Source organism: Streptomyces sp. NPDC091271 (assembly GCF_044757505.1).
Lineage (GTDB): Bacteria > Actinomycetota > Actinomycetes > Streptomycetales > Streptomycetaceae > Streptomyces.
Genome location: NZ_JBIVVD010000006.1, coordinates 432,103 through 450,248, shown reverse-complemented (window position 1 = coordinate 450,248; position 18,146 = coordinate 432,103). Strand labels below are relative to the sequence as shown.

The 18,146-nt window shown below is 68.6% G+C and carries 19 protein-coding genes and 1 riboswitch; of the genes, 11 read left to right on the top strand and 8 right to left on the bottom strand.

Annotation, left to right across the window (positions count from 1 at the left end):
• Positions 1–251: 251 nt before the first annotated feature.
• Positions 252–1,331 (bottom strand): histidinol-phosphate transaminase, encoded by a 1,080-nt coding sequence (gene hisC, locus ACIQM3_RS26140; protein WP_401628051.1) that lies wholly within the window; start codon positions 1,329–1,331, stop codon positions 252–254.
• Positions 1,332–1,734: 403 nt separating this feature from the next.
• Between hisC and ACIQM3_RS26135 the strand changes: the two genes are divergently transcribed.
• From ACIQM3_RS26135 to ACIQM3_RS26125, 3 genes are all read left to right on the top strand, one after another.
• Entirely contained in the window at positions 1,735–2,847 is a 1,113-nt protein-coding gene (locus tag ACIQM3_RS26135) for a LacI family DNA-binding transcriptional regulator (RefSeq protein WP_401628049.1), read from the top strand.
• Positions 2,848–3,021: 174 nt separating this feature from the next.
• Complete coding sequence (locus ACIQM3_RS26130) at positions 3,022–4,080, top strand: metallophosphoesterase (RefSeq protein WP_401628048.1); 1,059 nt, start codon at positions 3,022–3,024, stop codon at positions 4,078–4,080.
• Positions 4,081–4,261: 181 nt separating this feature from the next.
• Entirely contained in the window at positions 4,262–5,086 is an 825-nt protein-coding gene (locus tag ACIQM3_RS26125) for a hypothetical protein (RefSeq protein ID WP_401628046.1), read from the top strand.
• A gap of 81 nt (positions 5,087–5,167) precedes the next feature.
• Here ACIQM3_RS26125 and ACIQM3_RS26120 read toward each other — a convergent pair whose 3' ends face one another.
• Positions 5,168–5,524, bottom strand: a complete 357-nt coding sequence (locus tag ACIQM3_RS26120) for a DUF805 domain-containing protein (RefSeq protein ID WP_401628044.1) — start codon at positions 5,522–5,524, stop codon at positions 5,168–5,170.
• A 350-nt stretch (positions 5,525–5,874) separates the two neighbouring features.
• On the opposite strand from ACIQM3_RS26120, the gene ACIQM3_RS26115 reads away from it, so the two are divergent.
• Entirely contained in the window at positions 5,875–6,612 is a 738-nt protein-coding gene (locus ACIQM3_RS26115) for a methyltransferase domain-containing protein (RefSeq protein ID WP_401628042.1), read from the top strand.
• A 76-nt stretch (positions 6,613–6,688) separates the two neighbouring features.
• Here the strand turns inward: ACIQM3_RS26115 and thiC are convergent, their stop codons facing one another.
• Positions 6,689–8,482, bottom strand: a complete 1,794-nt coding sequence (gene thiC, locus ACIQM3_RS26110) for a phosphomethylpyrimidine synthase ThiC (protein ID WP_401628040.1) — start codon at positions 8,480–8,482, stop codon at positions 6,689–6,691.
• Positions 8,475–8,608, bottom strand: a riboswitch (TPP riboswitch). (Overlaps the previous gene by 8 nt.)
• Positions 8,609–8,679: 71 nt before the next feature.
• Here thiC and ACIQM3_RS26105 point away from each other — a divergent pair.
• A complete protein-coding gene (locus tag ACIQM3_RS26105; RefSeq protein WP_401628038.1) occupies positions 8,680–10,035 on the top strand; it encodes a YibE/F family protein in 1,356 nt (451 codons plus the stop codon).
• Between the two features lie 64 nt (positions 10,036–10,099).
• On the opposite strand, the gene ACIQM3_RS26100 is transcribed toward ACIQM3_RS26105, so the two are convergent.
• The 4 genes from ACIQM3_RS26100 to ACIQM3_RS26085 all read right to left on the bottom strand — a co-directional run bounded on the left by ACIQM3_RS26100 (position 10,100) and on the right by ACIQM3_RS26085 (position 12,371).
• Positions 10,100–10,537, bottom strand: a complete 438-nt coding sequence (locus tag ACIQM3_RS26100; protein ID WP_073750747.1) for an SsgA family sporulation/cell division regulator — start codon at positions 10,535–10,537, stop codon at positions 10,100–10,102.
• A 101-nt stretch (positions 10,538–10,638) separates the two neighbouring features.
• Positions 10,639–11,406, bottom strand: a complete 768-nt coding sequence (locus ACIQM3_RS26095; protein WP_401628036.1) for an IclR family transcriptional regulator — start codon at positions 11,404–11,406, stop codon at positions 10,639–10,641.
• 287 nt (positions 11,407–11,693) lie between these two features.
• Complete coding sequence (locus tag ACIQM3_RS26090; protein WP_401628382.1) at positions 11,694–11,903, bottom strand: DUF5326 family protein; 210 nt, start codon at positions 11,901–11,903, stop codon at positions 11,694–11,696.
• Between the two features lie 150 nt (positions 11,904–12,053).
• On the bottom strand, positions 12,054–12,371 hold the full coding sequence (locus ACIQM3_RS26085) for a cupin domain-containing protein (protein WP_401628035.1): 318 nt from the start codon (positions 12,369–12,371) through the stop codon (positions 12,054–12,056).
• A gap of 78 nt (positions 12,372–12,449) precedes the next feature.
• Between ACIQM3_RS26085 and ACIQM3_RS26080 the strand changes: the two genes are divergently transcribed.
• The 5 genes from ACIQM3_RS26080 to ACIQM3_RS26060 all read left to right on the top strand — a co-directional run bounded on the left by ACIQM3_RS26080 (position 12,450) and on the right by ACIQM3_RS26060 (position 16,363).
• Positions 12,450–12,827: a phage holin family protein gene (locus tag ACIQM3_RS26080; RefSeq protein ID WP_401628033.1), complete on the top strand. Its 378-nt coding sequence runs from the start codon at positions 12,450–12,452 to the stop codon at positions 12,825–12,827.
• Between the two features lie 64 nt (positions 12,828–12,891).
• Entirely contained in the window at positions 12,892–14,016 is a 1,125-nt protein-coding gene (locus ACIQM3_RS26075) for a cystathionine gamma-lyase (RefSeq protein ID WP_401628031.1), read from the top strand.
• 287 nt (positions 14,017–14,303) lie between these two features.
• Positions 14,304–15,200, top strand: coding sequence for a LysR family transcriptional regulator (locus ACIQM3_RS26070; RefSeq protein WP_401628030.1), 897 nt, complete (start codon positions 14,304–14,306; stop codon positions 15,198–15,200).
• Between the two features lie 52 nt (positions 15,201–15,252).
• Positions 15,253–15,732, top strand: coding sequence for an NUDIX hydrolase (locus tag ACIQM3_RS26065; RefSeq protein ID WP_356709014.1), 480 nt, complete (start codon positions 15,253–15,255; stop codon positions 15,730–15,732).
• 118 nt (positions 15,733–15,850) lie between these two features.
• On the top strand, positions 15,851–16,363 hold the full coding sequence (locus ACIQM3_RS26060; protein WP_401628027.1) for a DUF2269 domain-containing protein: 513 nt from the start codon (positions 15,851–15,853) through the stop codon (positions 16,361–16,363).
• Here the strand turns inward: ACIQM3_RS26060 and ACIQM3_RS26055 are convergent.
• Positions 16,263–17,507, bottom strand: coding sequence for an MFS transporter (locus tag ACIQM3_RS26055; protein ID WP_401628025.1), 1,245 nt, complete (start codon positions 17,505–17,507; stop codon positions 16,263–16,265). The genes ACIQM3_RS26060 and ACIQM3_RS26055 overlap by 101 nt on opposite strands.
• 152 nt (positions 17,508–17,659) lie before the next feature.
• On the opposite strand from ACIQM3_RS26055, the gene ACIQM3_RS26050 reads away from it, so the two are divergent.
• A complete protein-coding gene (locus ACIQM3_RS26050; protein WP_401628023.1) occupies positions 17,660–18,118 on the top strand; it encodes a MarR family winged helix-turn-helix transcriptional regulator in 459 nt (152 codons plus the stop codon).
• Positions 18,119–18,146 lie beyond the last annotated feature (28 nt).

Here is an 18,146-nt window from a genome sequence, read left to right as displayed (position 1 = left end):
TGCCGAACCACCCGATCATGGGAGGAAACGGGACGCGCTTGTGAACGCGTTCACATTCACAAGCAATTATGGCGCACTTGTATTCGAAGCCGTCGGGTGGGGGGTGGTTTCCGGCCGACCGGTGCGAGCCGCCCGAACCGGACAGGCTCCGGCCCGTCCACCGAGGGCCTCCGGGGCCACAGAAAACAGTGGCCCCGGACCTCGGTGATCGAGGTCCGGGGCCACCGGAGGTGCGGGCGGCAGCCGCGCCGCTAGAGCTCCCGGCCGAAGGACTCCGCAACCTTCAGGAACACGTCATTGGCCTCGGCCTCCCCGATCGTGACCCTCACACCCTCACCGGCGAAGGGCCGCACGACCACACCGGCCCGCTCGCAGACCCCGGCGAACTCGAGCGTTCGCTCACCGAGCCGCAGCCAGACGAAGTTCGCCTGTGACTCCGGAACGGTCCAGCCCTGCCGCACCAGCCCCTCGTACACCCGGGAACGCTCTCCGACCAGCGATCCGACCCTGCCCAGCAGCTCGTCCTCGGCGCGCAGGGAGGCGACCGCGGCGTCCTGGGCGACCTGGCTGACACCGAACGGGACGGCCGTCTTGCGCAGAGCCGCCGCCACAGGCTCGTGCGCCACCGCGAAACCGACCCGCAGGCCGGCGAGACCGTACGCCTTGGAGAAGGTGCGGAGCACCGCGACGTTGGGCCGGTCCCGGTAGATCTCGATCCCGTCCGGCACCTCGGCGTCCCGGATGAACTCCTTGTACGCCTCGTCGAGCACGACCAGGACATCGTCCGGGACACGGTCGAGGAACCGCTCCAGCTCCGCCCGGCGCACCACCGTGCCGGTCGGGTTGTTCGGATTGCAGACGAAGATCATCCGCGTCCGGTCCGTGACCGCATCAGCCATGGCGTCGAGATCGTGCACCTCACCGTCCGTCAGCGGCACCTTTACCGACGTCGCGCCGCTGACCTGCGTGATGATCGGGTAGGCCTCGAACGAGCGCCAGGCGTAGATGACCTCGTCCCCCGGCCCCGAAGTGGCCTGGAGGAGCTGCTGAGCGACACCGACCGAGCCCGTGCCGGTGGCCAGGTGGGAGACCGGCACACCGAATCTGTCGGCCAGCTCGTTCATCAGGCCGGTGCAGGCCATGTCCGGATACCTGTTGAAGTCCGCGGCCGCGGCGAGCACCGACTCCATCACACCGGGCAACGGGGGGTACGGGTTCTCGTTGGAGGACAGCTTGAAGGCAACCGGCCCCTCCGCGGACGCCGGCTTGCCCGGCACATACGCAGGGACGCCGTCCAGCTCGGCGCGCAGCTTCGGACTCGTCTCGCTCACCGCAGGTCCTCCTCGACCATCCGTACACATCAATACTGCTCACCTTATGAGGATTGGGCACCTGTGCGAATGGCCAGGCTCCGAAATCGCCCTCCCGGACGGAATTCGCCTGCCTTGCACCCCTCCGACGGGCCCCGAGAAGGGGGAGCGCCGCGCATTCCGGCGCACGCCGGTCGCGCACTCCGTGGCGCGCATCCCTCGAACAGGTGAGTTGAGACCTCTTCGAGACATGGACCATTCAGCAGGTTCCCGCGCACCGATGCATGACACATCGACACGGATGGCCTCAACTCCCTTGCTTTGCAAGGCATTTACACCTTAATGATCATGCAGAAACGTGCCTGTCAACGTGTGCATATGCGACCGGCCTGACCCGGCTCCGGAGCCCTACTATCGGCTCGCCATGACAGCAGCAGGGAAGCACCAGGTGAGCCGGACAGAGACGCCCCGGCGCAGCGGCCGGCAAGGACGTGCGGGGATCCGGGACGTAGCCGCGGCGGCCGGCGTCTCCATCACGACCGTGTCCGACGCGCTCAACGGCAAGGGCAGGCTCCCGGACGCCACCCGCCACCATGTCCGCGAGGTCGCCGAACGGCTGGGCTACCGCCCGTCAGCGGCTGCCCGAACCCTCCGTACCGGCAAGTCGGGTCTCATCGGCCTGACCGTGACCACGTACGGGGATGAACCTTTCACCTTCACCGAATTCGCGTACTTCGCCGAGATGGCGAGAGCGGCCACATCGGCCGCGCTCGCCCGTGGCTACGCCCTCGTGATCCTCCCCGCCACCTCGCGCCACGACGTGTGGTCGAACGTCGCGCTCGACGGCACGGTCGTCATCGACCCCTCCGACCAGGACCCGGTGGTCACCGAACTCGTGCGCCAAGGGCTTCCCGTTGTCTCCGACGGCCGCCCGGCGGGCACGCTCCCGGTCACCGCCTGGGTCGACAACGACCACCGGGCAGCCGTCCTCGACCTCCTGGACCACCTCGCGGCCGCGGGAGCCCGCCGCATCGGGCTGCTGACCGGCACCACCACCGACACGTACACCCGGCTCTCCACCACCGCCTATCTGCACTGGTGCGAGCGGGTCGGCCAGGATCCGGTCTACGAGTCCTACCCGGCCCACGACCCCTGCGCCGGCGCCGTCGCCGCGGACCGCCTCCTCGCCCGTCCCGACCGCCCCGACGCCGTCTACGGGCTCTTCGACCCCAACGGCACCGATCTGCTGGCCGCCGCGCGCCGCTACGGCCTGCGGGTCCCCGAGGACCTCCTGCTGGTCTGCTGCAGCGAATCCACGGTGTACGCGTCCACCGAGCCCCCCATCACCACGCTCTCGCTGAAGCCCCGCAGGATCGGCACGGCTGTCGTCCAGCTCCTCATCGACGCCATCGAAGGGGTCGAACACGACGGCCCGGTGGAGCAGGTGATACCGACGGAGCTCATCGTCCGGACGTCCTCGCAACGGCGTCCGCCGCGCACCACCGTCAGCCCTCCGCGATCACCTGCCGGGGACTGAACGGATTAATCCGGACCAAACGGCCGATGAACCGGATGCTCGCACGGATTCAACACCCCTGGTGCGTCACACAGCACGATCCGCATTCCTATGATGGGCGCACGACACCGCGGACCACCTCTACCAGGCAGGGCCCGTCAGGTGTACGGAGGCGCGACGGTGGTGGAGGGGTCGATGACTCAGGGGGCCGGTCAGGAACCCGTGGTGCGGACAGCGACGTTGCGTGACTTCCGCGTACCGCCGTATGCGCAGGTGCCCATGCCCGCGCCCATGCCGCACCCCGGCAACGCCATGGTGGGCGACGAACCGCCGGAGGGGTACACCCCCACCGAGCGCGATCTTCCCGTGATCAACCGCGGCGACACCGTCCAGGTGGAGACCGTGCCGGAGGCCCGGCTCGCCGCCGACTCCGGCCGCGGTCCGCTGTACGTCGTCGGCGACGTCCACGGCTACCTGGACGAGCTCATGGCCGCCCTGCATGAGCAGGGTCTCGTGGACGCCGACGGCCGGTGGGCGGCCGGCAACGCCAGGCTCTGGTTCCTCGGCGACTTCACCGACCGCGGACCGGACGGCATCGGCGTCATCGATCTCGTCATGCGCCTCTCCGCGGAGGCAGCGGCCGCCGGCGGGTACTGCAAGGCGCTCATGGGCAACCACGAACTGCTGCTGCTCGGTGCGAAGAGGTTCGGCGACACCCCGGTGAACTCCGGCGCGGGAACGGCGACCTTCCAGGCCGCCTGGCTGCTCAACGGCGGCCAGAAGACGGACATGGAGCGGCTCCAGGACGTCCACCTCCAGTGGATGTCCCGGCTCGACGCGGTGGTCGAGGAGGACGGGCATCTGCTGATGCACTCCGACACGACCGCCTACCTCGACTACGGATCCACCATCGAGGACGTCAACGACACGGTGCACGCCATTCTCACGCGGAACGACGCCGATGAGTGCTGGGACCTCTTCCGCAAACTCACCAAGCGGTTCGCCTTCCGTGACGAGGGCGGCGCCCAGGCCGTTCGCGAACTGATGTCGACGTACGGCGGGCACCGCGTCGTCCATGGCCACAGCCCCATTCCGTATCTCCTCGGAGAGGTCGGAACGGAGGAGGGCGAGGACGTGGCACGGCCCGTGGTGGACGGCCCGCACGTCTACGCGGAAGGGCTCGCCATCGCCATGGACGGTGGAGTGACCATGGCCGGAAAGCTGTTGGTCGTCCAACTTCCCCTGCATGACTGACGGTCGTCGGGGAAGACGCATGACGACCCGACACCGTCAGCCGCTGGGCCAATTTCCGGAAACACCCTGTCACCCCGTGCCGTAGGCGCTCTACCATCGGCGTACCAGTCGCAGGCTCTCCTCCGTTTCCGCCCGATCGCCCGGCCCTTACGGTCGGTCAGGCCCTACGGAGCATCGGGGGATGCACATGAAAAGCGCTCCGCACCTGCTGGCCGAGGACCGCCCCGAGTACGAGCGGATCCTTGCCGACGCGCTGCGCCATGCTCACGAACGACCGGATCTGGACGGGATCGGCGACCGTCTCAACACGGAACAGCTGCGGACGATGGCGCTCAACGCCACGCCCCTGATCACCGCTGCGGCGGCCACCGAGTACGACCACTACGTGAAGGTCCGCGGTGAGCTGCGCGGCCCCGGGGAACCGGACGCCCACGCATCCGTCCTCAGCTCCGCCACGGAGGAAACCGACCCCACGGGCGCCGGCACCCTCGCGATGATCGCCGTGCTGGCACCGGTCCTCGCGGGTACGGCCGCGGTGATATTCCTTGCCGTCGGCTACCCCTTGAAGGCGCTCAGCCCCGCCCCGGCCTTCGCCGGAACCATGGTCGCCGCCGGGTGGTTCTTCGCCGCTGTCGCCGCCGCGGCCATCCTCGTCGCCGCGGTGGGTCTCCTCGTCACCGCCCTGCGCAACGGCGCCACCGCGCTGCCGGCCGTGGACGAGGAGGAGGAACTGCCGGAGGACGTGGCGCGTGCCCGGGAGGCATGGCGCCACGCTCTGCTGGAACGCGGCATCCTGCCCTTCCTCCGGGACGCGCTGGCAGATCCGACCGCGGGGCCCGCCTCGCGCACACCGCACCGCTCGGCCAACCGGATCCCGAAGATCGGCTACAGCAGGCCGGACTTCTCCGGACCGGAGAACGGCCCCTCAGCCGGTCCGCGCCCCACCTTCACCAGCCCGGACTTCACAAGCCCGGACTACGGCGGCCCGGAGCACCAGCCGGAGTGATCCGGCGGGGCCCGGCACGGCAGAGGCCGGAACGGCGTGCTGCCGCTCCGGCCTCTTCAGACATCACACCCGGTGAGGAGCTCAGATCCCCTGCGGGGCGAGCTTCGGGTTCGGGCCGTACTCGTTGACCTCGCGCGCACCCTCGGTGCACATGAAGACGAGCAGGATGATGCCGCCCACGAGCGGGACGAACGAGATCAGGATCCACCAGCCGGACCGGCTGGTGTCGTGCAGGCGGCGCACGACGACGGCTATCGTCGGGATGATCACGGCCAGCAGGTAGATGATGTAAGGGATCTGCGAGTCGATGGCCAGGCCGAGCAGGCTCAGGACGACCGCGATGATGAAGTTGAAGAGTACGAACATCCAGTACTCCTTGCGGCGCGCCCGCCCGCCGAAGCCCGCGTAATTCTTGAGTACAGCCAGGTACCAGTTCACTGTGCTTCCCTCCCCTGGCGCCCCTGTCGGGGGCGCACACCAATTTCGGCCAAGCACAGCGGAAGGTAAAGCACAGATAAGGAACCGGTCAACAGCGTTTGGGCTGCCGCGGAAACTTACATCGACCTGCAGCACGGCTGTGTCCATACTGACGCCGAAAGTCCCTCGAGGGAGCGACAGGTCGGTGCTGAACGGCCTGAACCAGCCATTGTGGGCACTCTTCATGCTCTAACGACGCAATCTGACGATCAGACAAACGCCTGCTCTCTTCCCAGCGCTACGCCGCCCCGCGAGCGCACCCGGGAAAATCCGATGGCCCGTCGGCTCGGCCACGTGACAGCCTTCGGGGCATGGATGCGGGCATCTGGAACACCCAGGTAGCGCAGAGCTACGACGAGTCCTCCGCCCACATGTACGCGCCCGACGTACTGGGCCCCACGGTCGACTTCCTCGAGCGCCGTGCGGGTCAGGGCCCCGCGCTGGAGTTCGCCGTGGGGACGGGACGGGTCGCGCTTCCGCTGAGCGCGCGGGGTGTCCGTGTGGCGGGAATCGAGAAGTCCGGGCCCATGGCCCGGGAGCTCCGCGGGAAGCGCGGTGGCAGCGACATCGCCGTGACCGCCGGAGACATGACCACCGCCCGGGCTCCGGGCACCTTCAGCCTGGTCTACGTCGTCTACAACGCCATCACCTGCCTGCTCTCCCAGAGCGAGCAGGTCGCGTGCTTCCGCAACGCCGCGGAGCACCTGGAACCGGGCGGCCGCTTCGTGGCCGAGGTGTTCATCCCCGAACTGCAGCGGCTGCCACCGGGCGAGACCGCCCGCCCGATCCACGTCGGCGAGCGGCACGTCGGCTTCGACACGTACGACTTGGTGAAGCAGCAAGTGGTCTCGCACCACTACTCGATCGCCGAGGGCCGGGCCTCCACGTTCCTCTCGCCCCACCGCTACGTCTGGCCCGCCGAACTCGACCTGATGGCCGAGCTCGCGGGCCTGGAGCCGTCCGAGCGGTGGGCCGACTGGACCGAGTCCCCGTTCACGGCGTCCAGCAGGTCGCACGTCTCCGTGTGGCAGAAGCCGCCCGCGGCGTGACAACCGGACGACCGACAGCGGCTGTGCGCCGCCGGACCGTGGCGGGACCCTCCAGGTCCCCGCCACGGTCAGCAGGTCAGTCCGCCAACGGCAGGTACACGCGGTTGCCACTCGCCGCGAACTCCCTGGACTTCTCCGCCATCCCCTCCTCGATCACGGCCTGCTCGTCGCCGTGCTCCCGCCGGATGTCGTGGGAGATCTTCATCGAGCAGAACTTGGGACCGCACATCGAGCAGAAGTGGGCCGTCTTCGCCGGCTCGGCCGGCAGCGTCTCGTCGTGGAACTCCCGCGCGGTGTCGGGGTCGAGCGCCAGGTTGAACTGGTCCTCCCAGCGGAACTCGAACCGGGCGTCCGACAGGGCGTCGTCCCACTCCTGCGCTCCGGGGTGTCCCTTGGCCAGGTCAGCCGCATGAGCGGCGATCTTGTACGTGATGACACCGGTCTTCACGTCGTCGCGGTTGGGCAGCCCCAGGTGCTCCTTGGGCGTGACGTAACAGAGCATCGCCGTCCCCCACCAGGCGATCATCGCCGCGCCGATGCCCGAGGTGATGTGGTCGTACGCCGGTGCGACGTCCGTGGTGAGGGGGCCCAGCGTGTAGAAGGGCGCCTCCTCGCAGATCTCCTGCTGGAGGTCGATGTTCTCCTTGATCTTGTGCATGGGGACGTGCCCCGGGCCCTCGATCATGGTCTGCACGCCGAACCGCTTGGCGACGGTGTTGAGCTCGCCGAGTGTCCGGAGTTCGGCGAACTGGGCCTCGTCGTTGGCGTCGGCGATGGAGCCGGGACGCAGCCCGTCACCGAGCGAGTACGTCACGTCGTACGCCGCGAGGATCTCGCACAGCTCCTCGAAGTGCTCGTACAGGAACGACTCCTTGTGGTGTGCCAGGCACCAGGCGGCCATGATGGACCCGCCGCGCGAGACGATCCCGGTCTTGCGACGGGCCGTCAACGGAACGTACGGCAGCCGCACGCCGGCGTGCACCGTCATGTAGTCGACGCCCTGCTCCGCCTGCTCGATGACGGTGTCCTTGTAGATCTCCCACGTCAGCTCCTCGGCCCGGCAGTCGACCTTCTCAAGTGCCTGGTAGAGGGGGACGGTGCCGATCGGCACGGGGGAGTTGCGCAGGACCCACTCGCGGGTGGTGTGGATGTTGCGGCCGGTGGAGAGGTCCATGACCGTGTCGGCGCCCCACTTGGTGGCCCAGGTCATCTTGTCCACCTCCTCCTCGATCGAGGAGGTGACCGCGGAGTTGCCGATGTTGGCGTTGACCTTCACCAGGAAACGCTTGCCGATGATCATCGGTTCGATCTCCGGGTGGTTGACGTTGGCCGGCAGGACCGCCCGGCCCGCCGCGATCTCCTCGCGCACGACCTCGGGTCCGACGTTCTCCCGGATCGCGACGTACTCCATCTCCGGGGTGATCTCGCCCCGGCGGGCGTACGCGAGCTGTGTGACGGGCCGGCCGTCGCGACTGCGGCGGGGCTGGCGCGGGCGGCCCGGGAAGACCGCGCCGAGGTTGCGCAGACCGCCCCTCGGCGAGGTGTGCTTCAGCCCGTCGTCCTCGGGACGCGCGGGCCGTCCCGCGTACTCCTCGGTGTCCCCCCGGGCGATGATCCAGTTCTCCCGGAGGGGGGCGAGCCCCCGGCGTACGTCGGTGTCGGTGGTGGGGTCGGTGTACGGCCCGGACGTGTCGTACAGCGTCACGTCCTGGCCGTTGGTGAGGTGCACCTGACGGACCGGCACCCGGAGATCCGGGCGTGAGCCCTGGACGTAACCCTTGTGCCAGCCGATGGACTTCCTGGCCTCGTCGCCCTCCGCATGCTGGGCGTTCTGCTTCGAGGCAGGCGTGCGTGCGTCCGCTGTGGTCATGAGACCTACTCCCTACGCCGGCATTACCCGGTAACAGGTTCGGCGGTCGGCGCAGCGTGTCCCGTATCGATATACGGAGGTCAGCGCCCTCTCAGCCCGGTGCTCCGAGCTCCCGCGTGTACAGATGTGCCCCCACGCTAACCTCCGTTCTGGCGTGCTGGCCAGAGGGCCTCCCCGGTTCTTGGGATGATCGCCGGGTGACGTCCCCCGGAAGCGCCCCCGAACCCCACGGCCCCGCATCAGGCAGCGCACAGAGTCATGCGCACGGCCACACCCACAGCCACGGGCCTGCCGCACCCGTGTCCAAGCATCTGCGCAAGGTCATCGCGGCCGTACTGATCCCCTTCGCCACCGCGGTCCTGGTCGGCCTCGTGGCCTTCTGGCCCGGCGGGGCACCCGCCCATGAGCGCACGGGGGTCGGCTTCGACCGTCAGACCCAGGACGGGCAGGTCACGAAGGTCGTCCCGGTCGACTGCGCGGACGTCAACGCCTCGCAGGTGCCGCCGACCGGAGACACCTCCACCCCGTCGGGACGCGAAGCCGTCAACGAGCAGTCGGGGGAGTGCAAGAAGGCCACCGTCGAGGTGACCACCGGCAAGGACGAGGGCCGTACGTTCGTCGAGGTCATCCAGCCCGACGCACCCCGTCAACTGCGCGAGGGCCAGGGGGTGGTCGTCGCGTACGCACCCGACGCGCCCCGGGACCTGCAGTACTCGGTGACCGATGTCGACCGCTCGTTCCCCATGGCCCTGCTCGCCGGGATCTTCGCCCTCGTGGTGGTCGCGGTGGGCAGGCTGCGCGGTCTGATGGCCCTGATCGCTCTCGCCGTCTCGTTCGCCGTGCTGACCCTGTTCATCCTTCCGGCGATCCTGCAGGGCTCGAACCCCCTGGTCGTCGCGGTGATCGGGGCCAGCGCCATCATGCTGATCGCCCTCTACACCTGCCACGGGCTGACGGCCCGCACCTCCGTGGCCGTCATCGGCACGCTCATCTCGCTGCTGCTGATCGGGCTGCTGGGCTCGCTCTTCATCGGCTGGGCCAGCCTGTCCGGGAACACGGATGACAACACCGGCCTCATCCACGGGCTGTACCCGGAGATCGACATGAGCGGCCTGCTTCTGGCCGGTGTGATCATCGGCTCGCTCGGTGTGCTCGACGACGTGACTGTGACCCAGACGTCGGCGGTCTGGGAGCTGCACCAGGCGGACCCGACGATGGGCGTGCGCCGGCTCTACCGGGCGGGTATCCGGATCGGGCGCGACCACATCGCCTCGGTCGTCAACACGCTCGTCCTCGCCTACGCGGGCGCGGCGCTTCCCTTGCTGCTGCTGTTCTCGATCGCACAGAGCAGCGTGGGCACGGTGGCCAACAGCGAGCTGGTCGCCGAGGAGATCGTCCGCACGCTGATCGGATCGATCGGGCTGGTCGCCTCGGTGCCGGTGACGACGGTGCTCGCGGCCCTGGTGGTCTCCGCGGACCGCACGGGGCTCGGCGCGGAAGCCGGAGCTCCTGCACCCGCACGGACCGGGAGGGGACGACGCCGCAAGGCGTGAGCCGGGACACCGGACGCATGGACCCGGGCCACCGGAGCTCGGTGGTCAGCCGGATCTTCCTTCTTCAGCCCGCGTTCTGTTCCTTGGCGAGGATGCGGCCCAGCGCCTCTTCCAGATTGCCGTCGAAGTCACCCAGCGTGTGCTCCTGTCCCAACGGCACCAGCTTGTCCGTCCGGTCGAGAAATGCCACAAGAGGAGCCGTGCCGGCTCTGAAGAGCGCACGGTCCGCGCCGACCTGAAGGCGGATGTGTACATCCGACAGCCCTTCGGGTTCGGTCGGGCCGATGTGCACATCGCCGTCACCACTGGGGCTGTTGAGACCGTCGAGCAGCAGCTCACGGCCGAATGCCCAGGTGACGGGGGCGTCACCTGGCAGGTGGAAGGTCATCCGGATCGCATACGGATCACTGACCTCGTACCGGAGCTCCACCGGAATACGGAAGGAGAGCTCCTCGGAGACGAGGAAGCTCATCATGACCTCTGCTTGAACCGACTCGCGCATCGTTCAACCCCGCAGTAGATGAATCTGGCCAGGAATGATCCCCCATGGCCCTATTGACGCCATCGTGGTGCACGCGATAGCAGATCACAAGGAGTGATTTTTCAGATACTGATAGAGAACACGAACGAGCGCAAGAGGGTGGTCACTTCGCAGCGTAGTTGTTCGACTGCGGGGAGCAACCGTTCTTCTTGGTGCAGGGGGAGAGAAACAGCCATGGCCGCCACGGCGGAACCGACAGTGATCGGAATGGCCGCACAGACTGTCCCCATGGCGTACTCCTGCCGTTCGATGACTGGTTCCGTACGTTTCATCGACCTCAGCCGCTGCAGGAACGCCTGACGGTCCCTCACGGAGTAACGCGTCAACGGCCGGACCGGGTGCCGGTCCAGATGATCCTCACGCGCCCGCTCGTCCAGCTGCCCGAGGAGGCACTGCCCAAGGGCGTGGGCATGGCCCGTCTCGCGGAACGAGGCCCACTCGCGCACCGCGGGAGCGGCGGGGGTCTCGGCCACGGCGACCATCTCGATCTCGCCGTCCTTGTACAGGGCGCAGTACACAGGGGCGCCGATGACATCCGCCCAGTGAGCGAGGGACTCGACGATCACACCGGGGCGCGGAGTCGCGGGGCCTCCGCCGAGCCGCTCGGCCGCCGCCCCGAACAGGAAGACGCCGTTCTCCCTGCGGAGATATCCCTCATGGGTCAGGGTTCGCAGCAGGTGGTAGGCGGTGGGGAGGGGAAGCCCGGCCTCCCTGGCGAGCTGCTTCGCCGGCGCCCCGTCCCGATGGGTGCCCACAGCCTCCATAAGTCTCAACGCCCGTTGAACCGAACCGATCAACGTCGGCACAGCGGTACTCGATGCCGTGGTCACAGGTCACCCCCAGGCATGGTGACGGGCTCTCAGCCCTCCCGAGGGGGCCGCCCCCACGGGCCCGCCGCGAGCCTGGGGTCCGGAGACCGGACGGTCGCACAAACCACTGGGCAGGATGGTGACGGACCGTCATTTCCCAGCTGGCGGCAGCGGTACGTCACTGTATCCGTACGTTCAGTCACGAGTGAGGTTTCGACCGTGACTTAGCTCAGCTGGGCTAATCGCCGGATCCCGTGGCGCGTCACGGGATCCGGAACACCGTGTGACCGGGCGTCCGGCCGCGGCTCCTACCAGTCGCTGCGCTCGGACGAGGACATGAACTTCCGCACGACGAAGATCAGACCGCCCACGAGGACGACGAATACCAGCGCCTTGAACAGCAGTCCGATGACGAACCCGACCACGCTGGCGATCAGCCCGCCGAACACGACGATCGCGACGAGAGGCACCGCGACCCACTTCACCCACCAGGGCATCCCCGCGAAAATCTCCCGCACCGCCATCGCCGCTACCTCGTCTCTGTGAGTTCCTGCTTCGATGCTAGAGGCGCGGGGGTGGCCGGCGGGGCCCGGGAGCCCTTGAAGTCCCCTGAGCGATCCCCTAGGGAACATCGGGACGCCAGGGGCCCGGCCCCCGGGAAGCCCGGGTCAGCCCTCGGGCGGGGAGAAGATCACCATCACCCTGAGGTCCTCGGTGATGTGGTGGAACTTGTGAGCGGCGCCCGCCGGTACGTACACGACGCTCCCCCGCGCCACCTGCGTGGTCTCCGTACCGACCGTGATCGAGGCGCGGCCGCTCATGACGAGGTAGACCTCGTCCTGCTTGTGCGGCTGCTGGGGGTCGAGGGCGCCGGCGTCCAGGGCGTACAGGCCCACGGACATGTTGCGTTCCCGGATGAACTGCAGATAAGCGCCTTCGTTGGCGGCGCGTTCCGCCTCCAGCTCGTCCAGTCTGAATGCCTTCATCGTCCGTCCGCCCCTCGCACCTGTGCTGGTCTGTCCCGGTGGTGCCCGCCACAGATCATGTCTGCCACGATCAGACACATGAAGAATTTCGTAGTCAAGACGATCGCCAACGCGGGTGCGCTGGCCGTGGCCATCTGGCTGCTCCAGGACATCACGCTGACCGGTGACAACACCGGACGCAAGGTGCTCACCCTGATCGTGGTGGCCTTGCTGTTCGGTCTGGTGAACTTCCTCGTCAAGCCGGTGGTGAAGCTGCTCACCCTGCCCCTGTTCATCCTGACGCTCGGGCTGATCACGCTGGTGGTCAATGCCCTCATGCTGATGCTGACCTCGTGGCTGGCCGGCGTCATCGACGTGAACTTCCATGTCGAAGGCTTCTGGACCGCGGTCCTGGGCGGGCTCATCATCTCGGTCGTGTCCTGGGCGCTCAACGTGGTGCTCCCCGACGAGGACTGATCCACCTCTTGATGACACAGTGCAGGACGGACCGGTGGACGCCGGGGAGAGATGAGGTAGTGACATGAGCACCACGGGCGACGGGACACGGGCCGTACGAGCGGGCCTGCCAGAACCGGAGCAGTACGAGCCCACCCTTCCCGGACCGGTCTTCGCCGCGCACTTCCATCTGTCCGGCGAGCCGGTCGGCCCCTACACCTACGGCCGGGAGACGAATCCGACCTGGACCCACCTGGAGCGCGCCATCGGCGAGCTGGAGGCGCCGGGGGAGCAGGTCGAGACCACGGTCTTCGCCTCCGGGATGGCCGCCATCTCGTCCGTGCTGCTCTCCCAGGCGCGTACGGGTGACGTCGTGGTCCTGCCGAACGACGGTTATCAGGCGCTCCCCCTGGTCCGGGAACAGCTGGAGGCGTACGGCATCGAGGTGCGGACCGCGCCGACCGGCGGCGACGCCCAGCTGGAACTGCTCGACGGGGCGAAGCTGCTGTGGATCGAGACCCCCTCCAACCCCGGCCTCGACGTCTGTGACGTGCGCAGGCTGGTGGAGGCCGCGCACGCCGCGGGTGTTCTGGTGGCGGTGGACAACACGCTGGCCACCCCTCTCGGCCAGCGTCCCCTCGAACTGGGGGCGGACTTCTCGGTGGCCAGTGACACCAAGGGCATGACCGGGCACGGGGACATTCTGCTCGGCCATGTGAGCTGCCTGGACCCGGAGCTCGCGGCCGGAGTGCGGCGCTGGCGCAAGGTGGTCGGCGCCATTCCCGGCCCCATGGAGGCCTGGCTCGCGCACCGTTCGCTGGCCACGCTGCAGCTGCGGACCGACCGCCAGTGCGCGACCGCCCTGACACTGGCCGAGGCCCTGTCCAAGCGGGCGGACGTGGCGGGACTCCGGTACCCGGGGCTGCCCGGGGACCCTTCGTACCCCACCGCCGTCCGGCAGATGCGGCGCTTCGGGTCCGTCGTCTCGTTCGTGCTGGCGGACAAGGGCACCGCGGAGCGTTTCCTGGCCGGGCTGCGTCTGGTCGACGACGCGACGAGCTTCGGCGGCGTACGCTCCACCGCCGAGCGCCGGGCCCGCTGGGGCGGGGACACGGTGCCGGAGGGCTTCATCCGGTTCTCGGTCGGTGCCGAGGACCCCGAGGATCTGCTGGCGGACGTGGAACGCGCGCTGGACGCCTCCGTGCGCTGACTTTCCCTCGGGTCCCTCGGGTCCCTCGGGTCCCGGCAGGACCGGTCCAGGACGGGCGTCCCCGTCAACCGGACCGGTCCTGCTCCGGACGAGTGGTCCGAGCCTCCCCCCTCGTGACTCGGACCACCCCGGTTCCTGCGCCGAGAACCGCTTGGACAAGGCTAGTTGACTGTGCGTCAGTGTCCAATCACAGTAGCGACAGCGGCCTATCGACATATTTATAGTTGGGCCGTCGTGAGGGACGGTGCGGGACGGCGCAGTGTCCGCGAGGGTGGAGGGGGCGGACCGTGGACCTGGCCCTGCTGCGCACATTCGTCACGGTGCACCGGGCCGGATCGTTCACCCGGGCCGCCGCCCTGCTCGGGCTGTCCCAGCCGGCCGTCACCTCGCAGATACGCGCGCTGGAGCGCCAGCTGGGCCGCCCGCTCTTCGTGCGCAGGGCCCGTGGGGTGACCCCGACCACCGTCGGCGACGAGCTGGCCCACCGGGCCGCCCCTCACCTGGACGCTTTGGTCGACATCGTCGAGGTGGAGCTCGACGCGGAGTCGGGGTCGCGCACACTGCACCTGGCGGGCCCCCCGGAGTTCACCTCCGTGCGGGCCCTGCCCGCCCTCACCCCGCTGATCTCCCAGGGGCTCGCGCTGCGCAGCACCTTCGTCGCCAACCCCGAGGACACCTTGGAAGGGCTGGCGGCCGGACGTCATGACCTGGCCATCACCACCGCCCGTCCGCGCGGTGGACTGCTGACGTCGACCACCCTCTGCGACGAGGAGCACGTCCTGGTCGCCGCGCCGCGCTGGGCAGGGCGCCTGGGGCCCGGCGCGCTACGCCACAAGGGCTCCGTACTCCTGGAGCAGTTGCCGGTGGTCGAGGTGCACGAGAGCCTCCCCCTGGTCTCCCGCTACTGGGCGACGGTCTTCGACAGCCGCCCCGCGGCCGCCGCCGCTGTGATCGCGCCGGACCTCCGTGCGGTTCTGGAGTGCGCGGCAGCGGGCGCCGGCCTCGCCGTACTGCCGCGCTATCTGTGCGAGGACGCACTCGAGCGGGGGGCGGTCGTGGCGCTCCTGGACCCTCCGATTCCACCGCTGCGCACGTACTTCCTCATCGCGAGGACCGGCACACTCGGCCTCCCGCACATCGCGCGGGCGCACGAGTGGCTGGTGCGTGCTGCCGTGGACTGGTGACCGGTCGGCCGACGGGAGTTTCAGATCGGGTTTCTGGGGCCACTCTCTTGCCATGACCGAACGTCCAGTGGTCAAGCGCACAGCACGCGCCGTCCTCCTCGACGGCGATGACCTCATCCTGATCAAGCGCACCAAGCCCGGTGTCGACCCGTACTGGCTCACGCCGGGCGGCGGAGTCGAGCCGGAGGACGCCACCGTCGTCGACGCGCTGCACCGCGAGGTCGACGAAGAGCTCGGCGCCAAGATCGTCGACGTCGTGCCCTGTTTCGTGGACACCGTCGAACATATCGCCGGCGGCGGCGTCAAAGGCGTGAAGGTGCAGCACTTCTTCGTCTGCCGCCTGGCCTCGATGGACCTGTCGCGTCGCCATGGGCCGGAAATCGACGAGCCATGCGGCGAGTACGAGATCGTCCGGGTCCCCTTCAGCCGCATCGGCATCGCGGCCGTACATCTCGTGCCCCTGTCATTGCGGCACTATCTGGACGGCAACATCGAGGGCGTGCGGGCGATGCACGCACCCGACCTGGGCTGAGCCGGGCGGTGAGAGGCTACGGCGCAGGCGGGACACTCCCGTGTACGCCGAGGCCAGTAGCCGGGGATACTCCCGCTGTCAGATGACCGCGCACTCCGCGCTTGGCACCGTGTTTCACGTGAAACCACTCAAGCGTTCTGTGCGCCGCAGCGTCCTCGTCGCCCATGTAGCGGTCTCCGTGGGCTGGCTGGGCCTCACCGTGGGGCTGCTGGCTCTCGGCCTCACCGCGTTCCTCACCCACGATCCCACGATGGCTCAGGCCGCCACCCGCGCCATGAAGGTCTTCGGTGACTGGCTCGTCGTCCCGGTCGCCCTGCTGTCGCTTCTCAGTGGGCTGCTGCTGGCGCTCGGCACCCAGTGGGGCCTGGCTCGGCACCGTTGGGTCTGGACGAAGTTCTGGCTGACTCTGATCACCGCGGGATTGTCGATCTTCTCGCTCCGCCCGGGCATCGACGAGGCCGCGGCCCGGGGTGCGACAGACATCGATCTGGTGATCGCACCCTCGGTGGCCACGGCCACGTATCTCTTCGTCACCGCGATATCGGTACTGAAGCCGTGGGGGCCGACTCGCCGCGGCCGACGGCTGCGGCAGGCTCAGGAGCATGCGCGGCAAGCTGCCGGCCGGGAGTGACCGAGCGCCGTTCGAGCACACCGGAGAGCACCGCCAGAAGCAGCGCGGCCGCTGCGAGGGCGGCGCCGACCCAGTTGGGTGCGGTGTAACCGAACCCGGCCGCGATCACGATTCCGCCGAGCCACGCCGAGAGCGCGTTCCCGAGGTTGAAGGCCCCGATGTTGACGGCAGAGGCCAGGGTGGGCGCACCGGCAGCCTGGTCGAGGACGCGCTTCTGGAGCGGCGGAACGGTGGCGAAGCCGAGAGCCCCGATGAGGACGATCGTCACCGCGGCGGCGATCTTGTTGTGTGCGGTCAGCGTGAACAGGGCCAGGACCGCGGCCAGCGCACCGAGCGACACGTACAGCATCGGCATCAGATGGCGGTCGGCGAACTTCCCGCCGAGCAGATTCCCGCCGACCATGCCCAGCCCGAAGAGGACCAGCAGCCAGGTGACGGAGGACGTCGCGAAGCCGGCGGTCTCCGTCATCATCGGGGTGATGTAGGTGATCGCCGCGAAGACCCCGCCGAAGCCCAGGACCGTCATCGCCATGGCGAGCAGCACCTGGACATTGCGGAACGCGGCCAGCTCGTGGCGGATCCGCACCCCCTGAGGCTTCGGCTGTTCAGGAACGAGCTTCGCCACGCCGAGGAGACCCAGGACGCCGAGCCCCGCGACGACGAAGAACGTGACGCGCCAGCCGAGGGTCTGACCGATGAAGGTCCCCAGCGGGACCCCTACGACGTTGGCGACAGTGAGCCCGGTGAACATCATGGCGATGGCACCGGCCTTCTTCTCCGGGGCGACCAGATCCGCCGCGACGACCGATCCGATACCGAAGAACGCTCCATGGGCGAGTGAGGCGATCACCCGTCCGGTGAGCATCACACCGAACGTCGGGGCGAGTGCGGACACCACGTTCCCCACGACGAAGAGCCCCATCAGGAGCATCAGCATCCGCTTTCGGGTCACCCGGGTGCCCAGAGCGGTCATCAGCGGAGCGCCGAGGACCACGCCCAGGGCGTAGCCCGTGACCAGGAAGCCTGCGGTGGGGATCGAGACCTTGAAGTCCGCCGCGACATCGGGAAGCAACCCCATGATCACGAACTCGGTGGTACCGATACCGAATGCCCCGATGGCGAGGGCGAGGAGCGCGAGCGGCATGGGAGGGACCTTCCTGAAAGATTGCGTCTGCGCCTTACGAGCGCCCACAATAATTGCAGACGCCGCTTAATTGCAAGCGCGGGCTATTGCGTATGTGCCCTATCCTGGACGGAAGCAGCTGAGGGAAGCAGCTCCCGTACGGAGGAGAGACCATGACAGCGACAGATCCCGCACTGACGGCCCTCGCCCAGAGCTGGTGCGCCCTCTCCCTGCTCCACGGGAAGATCGAGGCCCGCATCGAACGTGCCCTGCAGACCCGCCACAGCCTCAGCGCGCGTGAGTTCTCCCTGCTCGACGTCCTGAGCCGCCAGCACAGCGGTACCGGCGGACACCTGCAGATGAAGCAGGTGGCGGACGCCGTGGTGCTGAGCCAGAGCGCCACCACCCGGCTGGTCACCCGCCTCGAGGACCGGGGACTCCTCACCCGCTACCTCTGTGACACGGACCGGCGGGGCATCTACACGGACGTCACCGAAGCGGGTCTCACGCTGCTGAGCGAGGCGAGGCCGACCAACGACACCGCGCTCCGCGCCGCTCTCGACGAGGCGGCCGAGATTCCGGAGCTCGCCCCGCTGGTCCGGACGGTCGAGGCGCTGAAGGTCCCCGCCTGAACGGGCCGGTTTGCGTAGTCTGCCGATC

Coding starts and splice junctions, on each gene's coding strand:
- ACIQM3_RS26100 (WP_073750747.1), bottom strand. CDS start 10,537: ATGCGCGAGTCGGTTCAAGCAGAGGTCATGATGAGCTTCCTCGTCTCC.
- ACIQM3_RS26065 (WP_356709014.1), top strand. CDS start 15,253: ATGACCGAACGTCCAGTGGTCAAGCGCACAGCACGCGCCGTCCTCCTC.
- ACIQM3_RS26115 (WP_401628042.1), top strand. CDS start 5,875: ATGGATGCGGGCATCTGGAACACCCAGGTAGCGCAGAGCTACGACGAG.
- ACIQM3_RS26135 (WP_401628049.1), top strand. CDS start 1,735: ATGACAGCAGCAGGGAAGCACCAGGTGAGCCGGACAGAGACGCCCCGG.
- thiC (WP_401628040.1), bottom strand. CDS start 8,482: ATGACCACAGCGGACGCACGCACGCCTGCCTCGAAGCAGAACGCCCAG.
- ACIQM3_RS26125 (WP_401628046.1), top strand. CDS start 4,262: ATGCACATGAAAAGCGCTCCGCACCTGCTGGCCGAGGACCGCCCCGAG.
- ACIQM3_RS26085 (WP_401628035.1), bottom strand. CDS start 12,371: ATGAAGGCATTCAGACTGGACGAGCTGGAGGCGGAACGCGCCGCCAAC.
- ACIQM3_RS26055 (WP_401628025.1), bottom strand. CDS start 17,507: ATGCCGCTCGCGCTCCTCGCCCTCGCCATCGGGGCATTCGGTATCGGT.
- ACIQM3_RS26050 (WP_401628023.1), top strand. CDS start 17,660: ATGACAGCGACAGATCCCGCACTGACGGCCCTCGCCCAGAGCTGGTGC.
- ACIQM3_RS26080 (WP_401628033.1), top strand. CDS start 12,450: ATGAAGAATTTCGTAGTCAAGACGATCGCCAACGCGGGTGCGCTGGCC.
- ACIQM3_RS26130 (WP_401628048.1), top strand. CDS start 3,022: ATGACTCAGGGGGCCGGTCAGGAACCCGTGGTGCGGACAGCGACGTTG.
- ACIQM3_RS26075 (WP_401628031.1), top strand. CDS start 12,892: ATGAGCACCACGGGCGACGGGACACGGGCCGTACGAGCGGGCCTGCCA.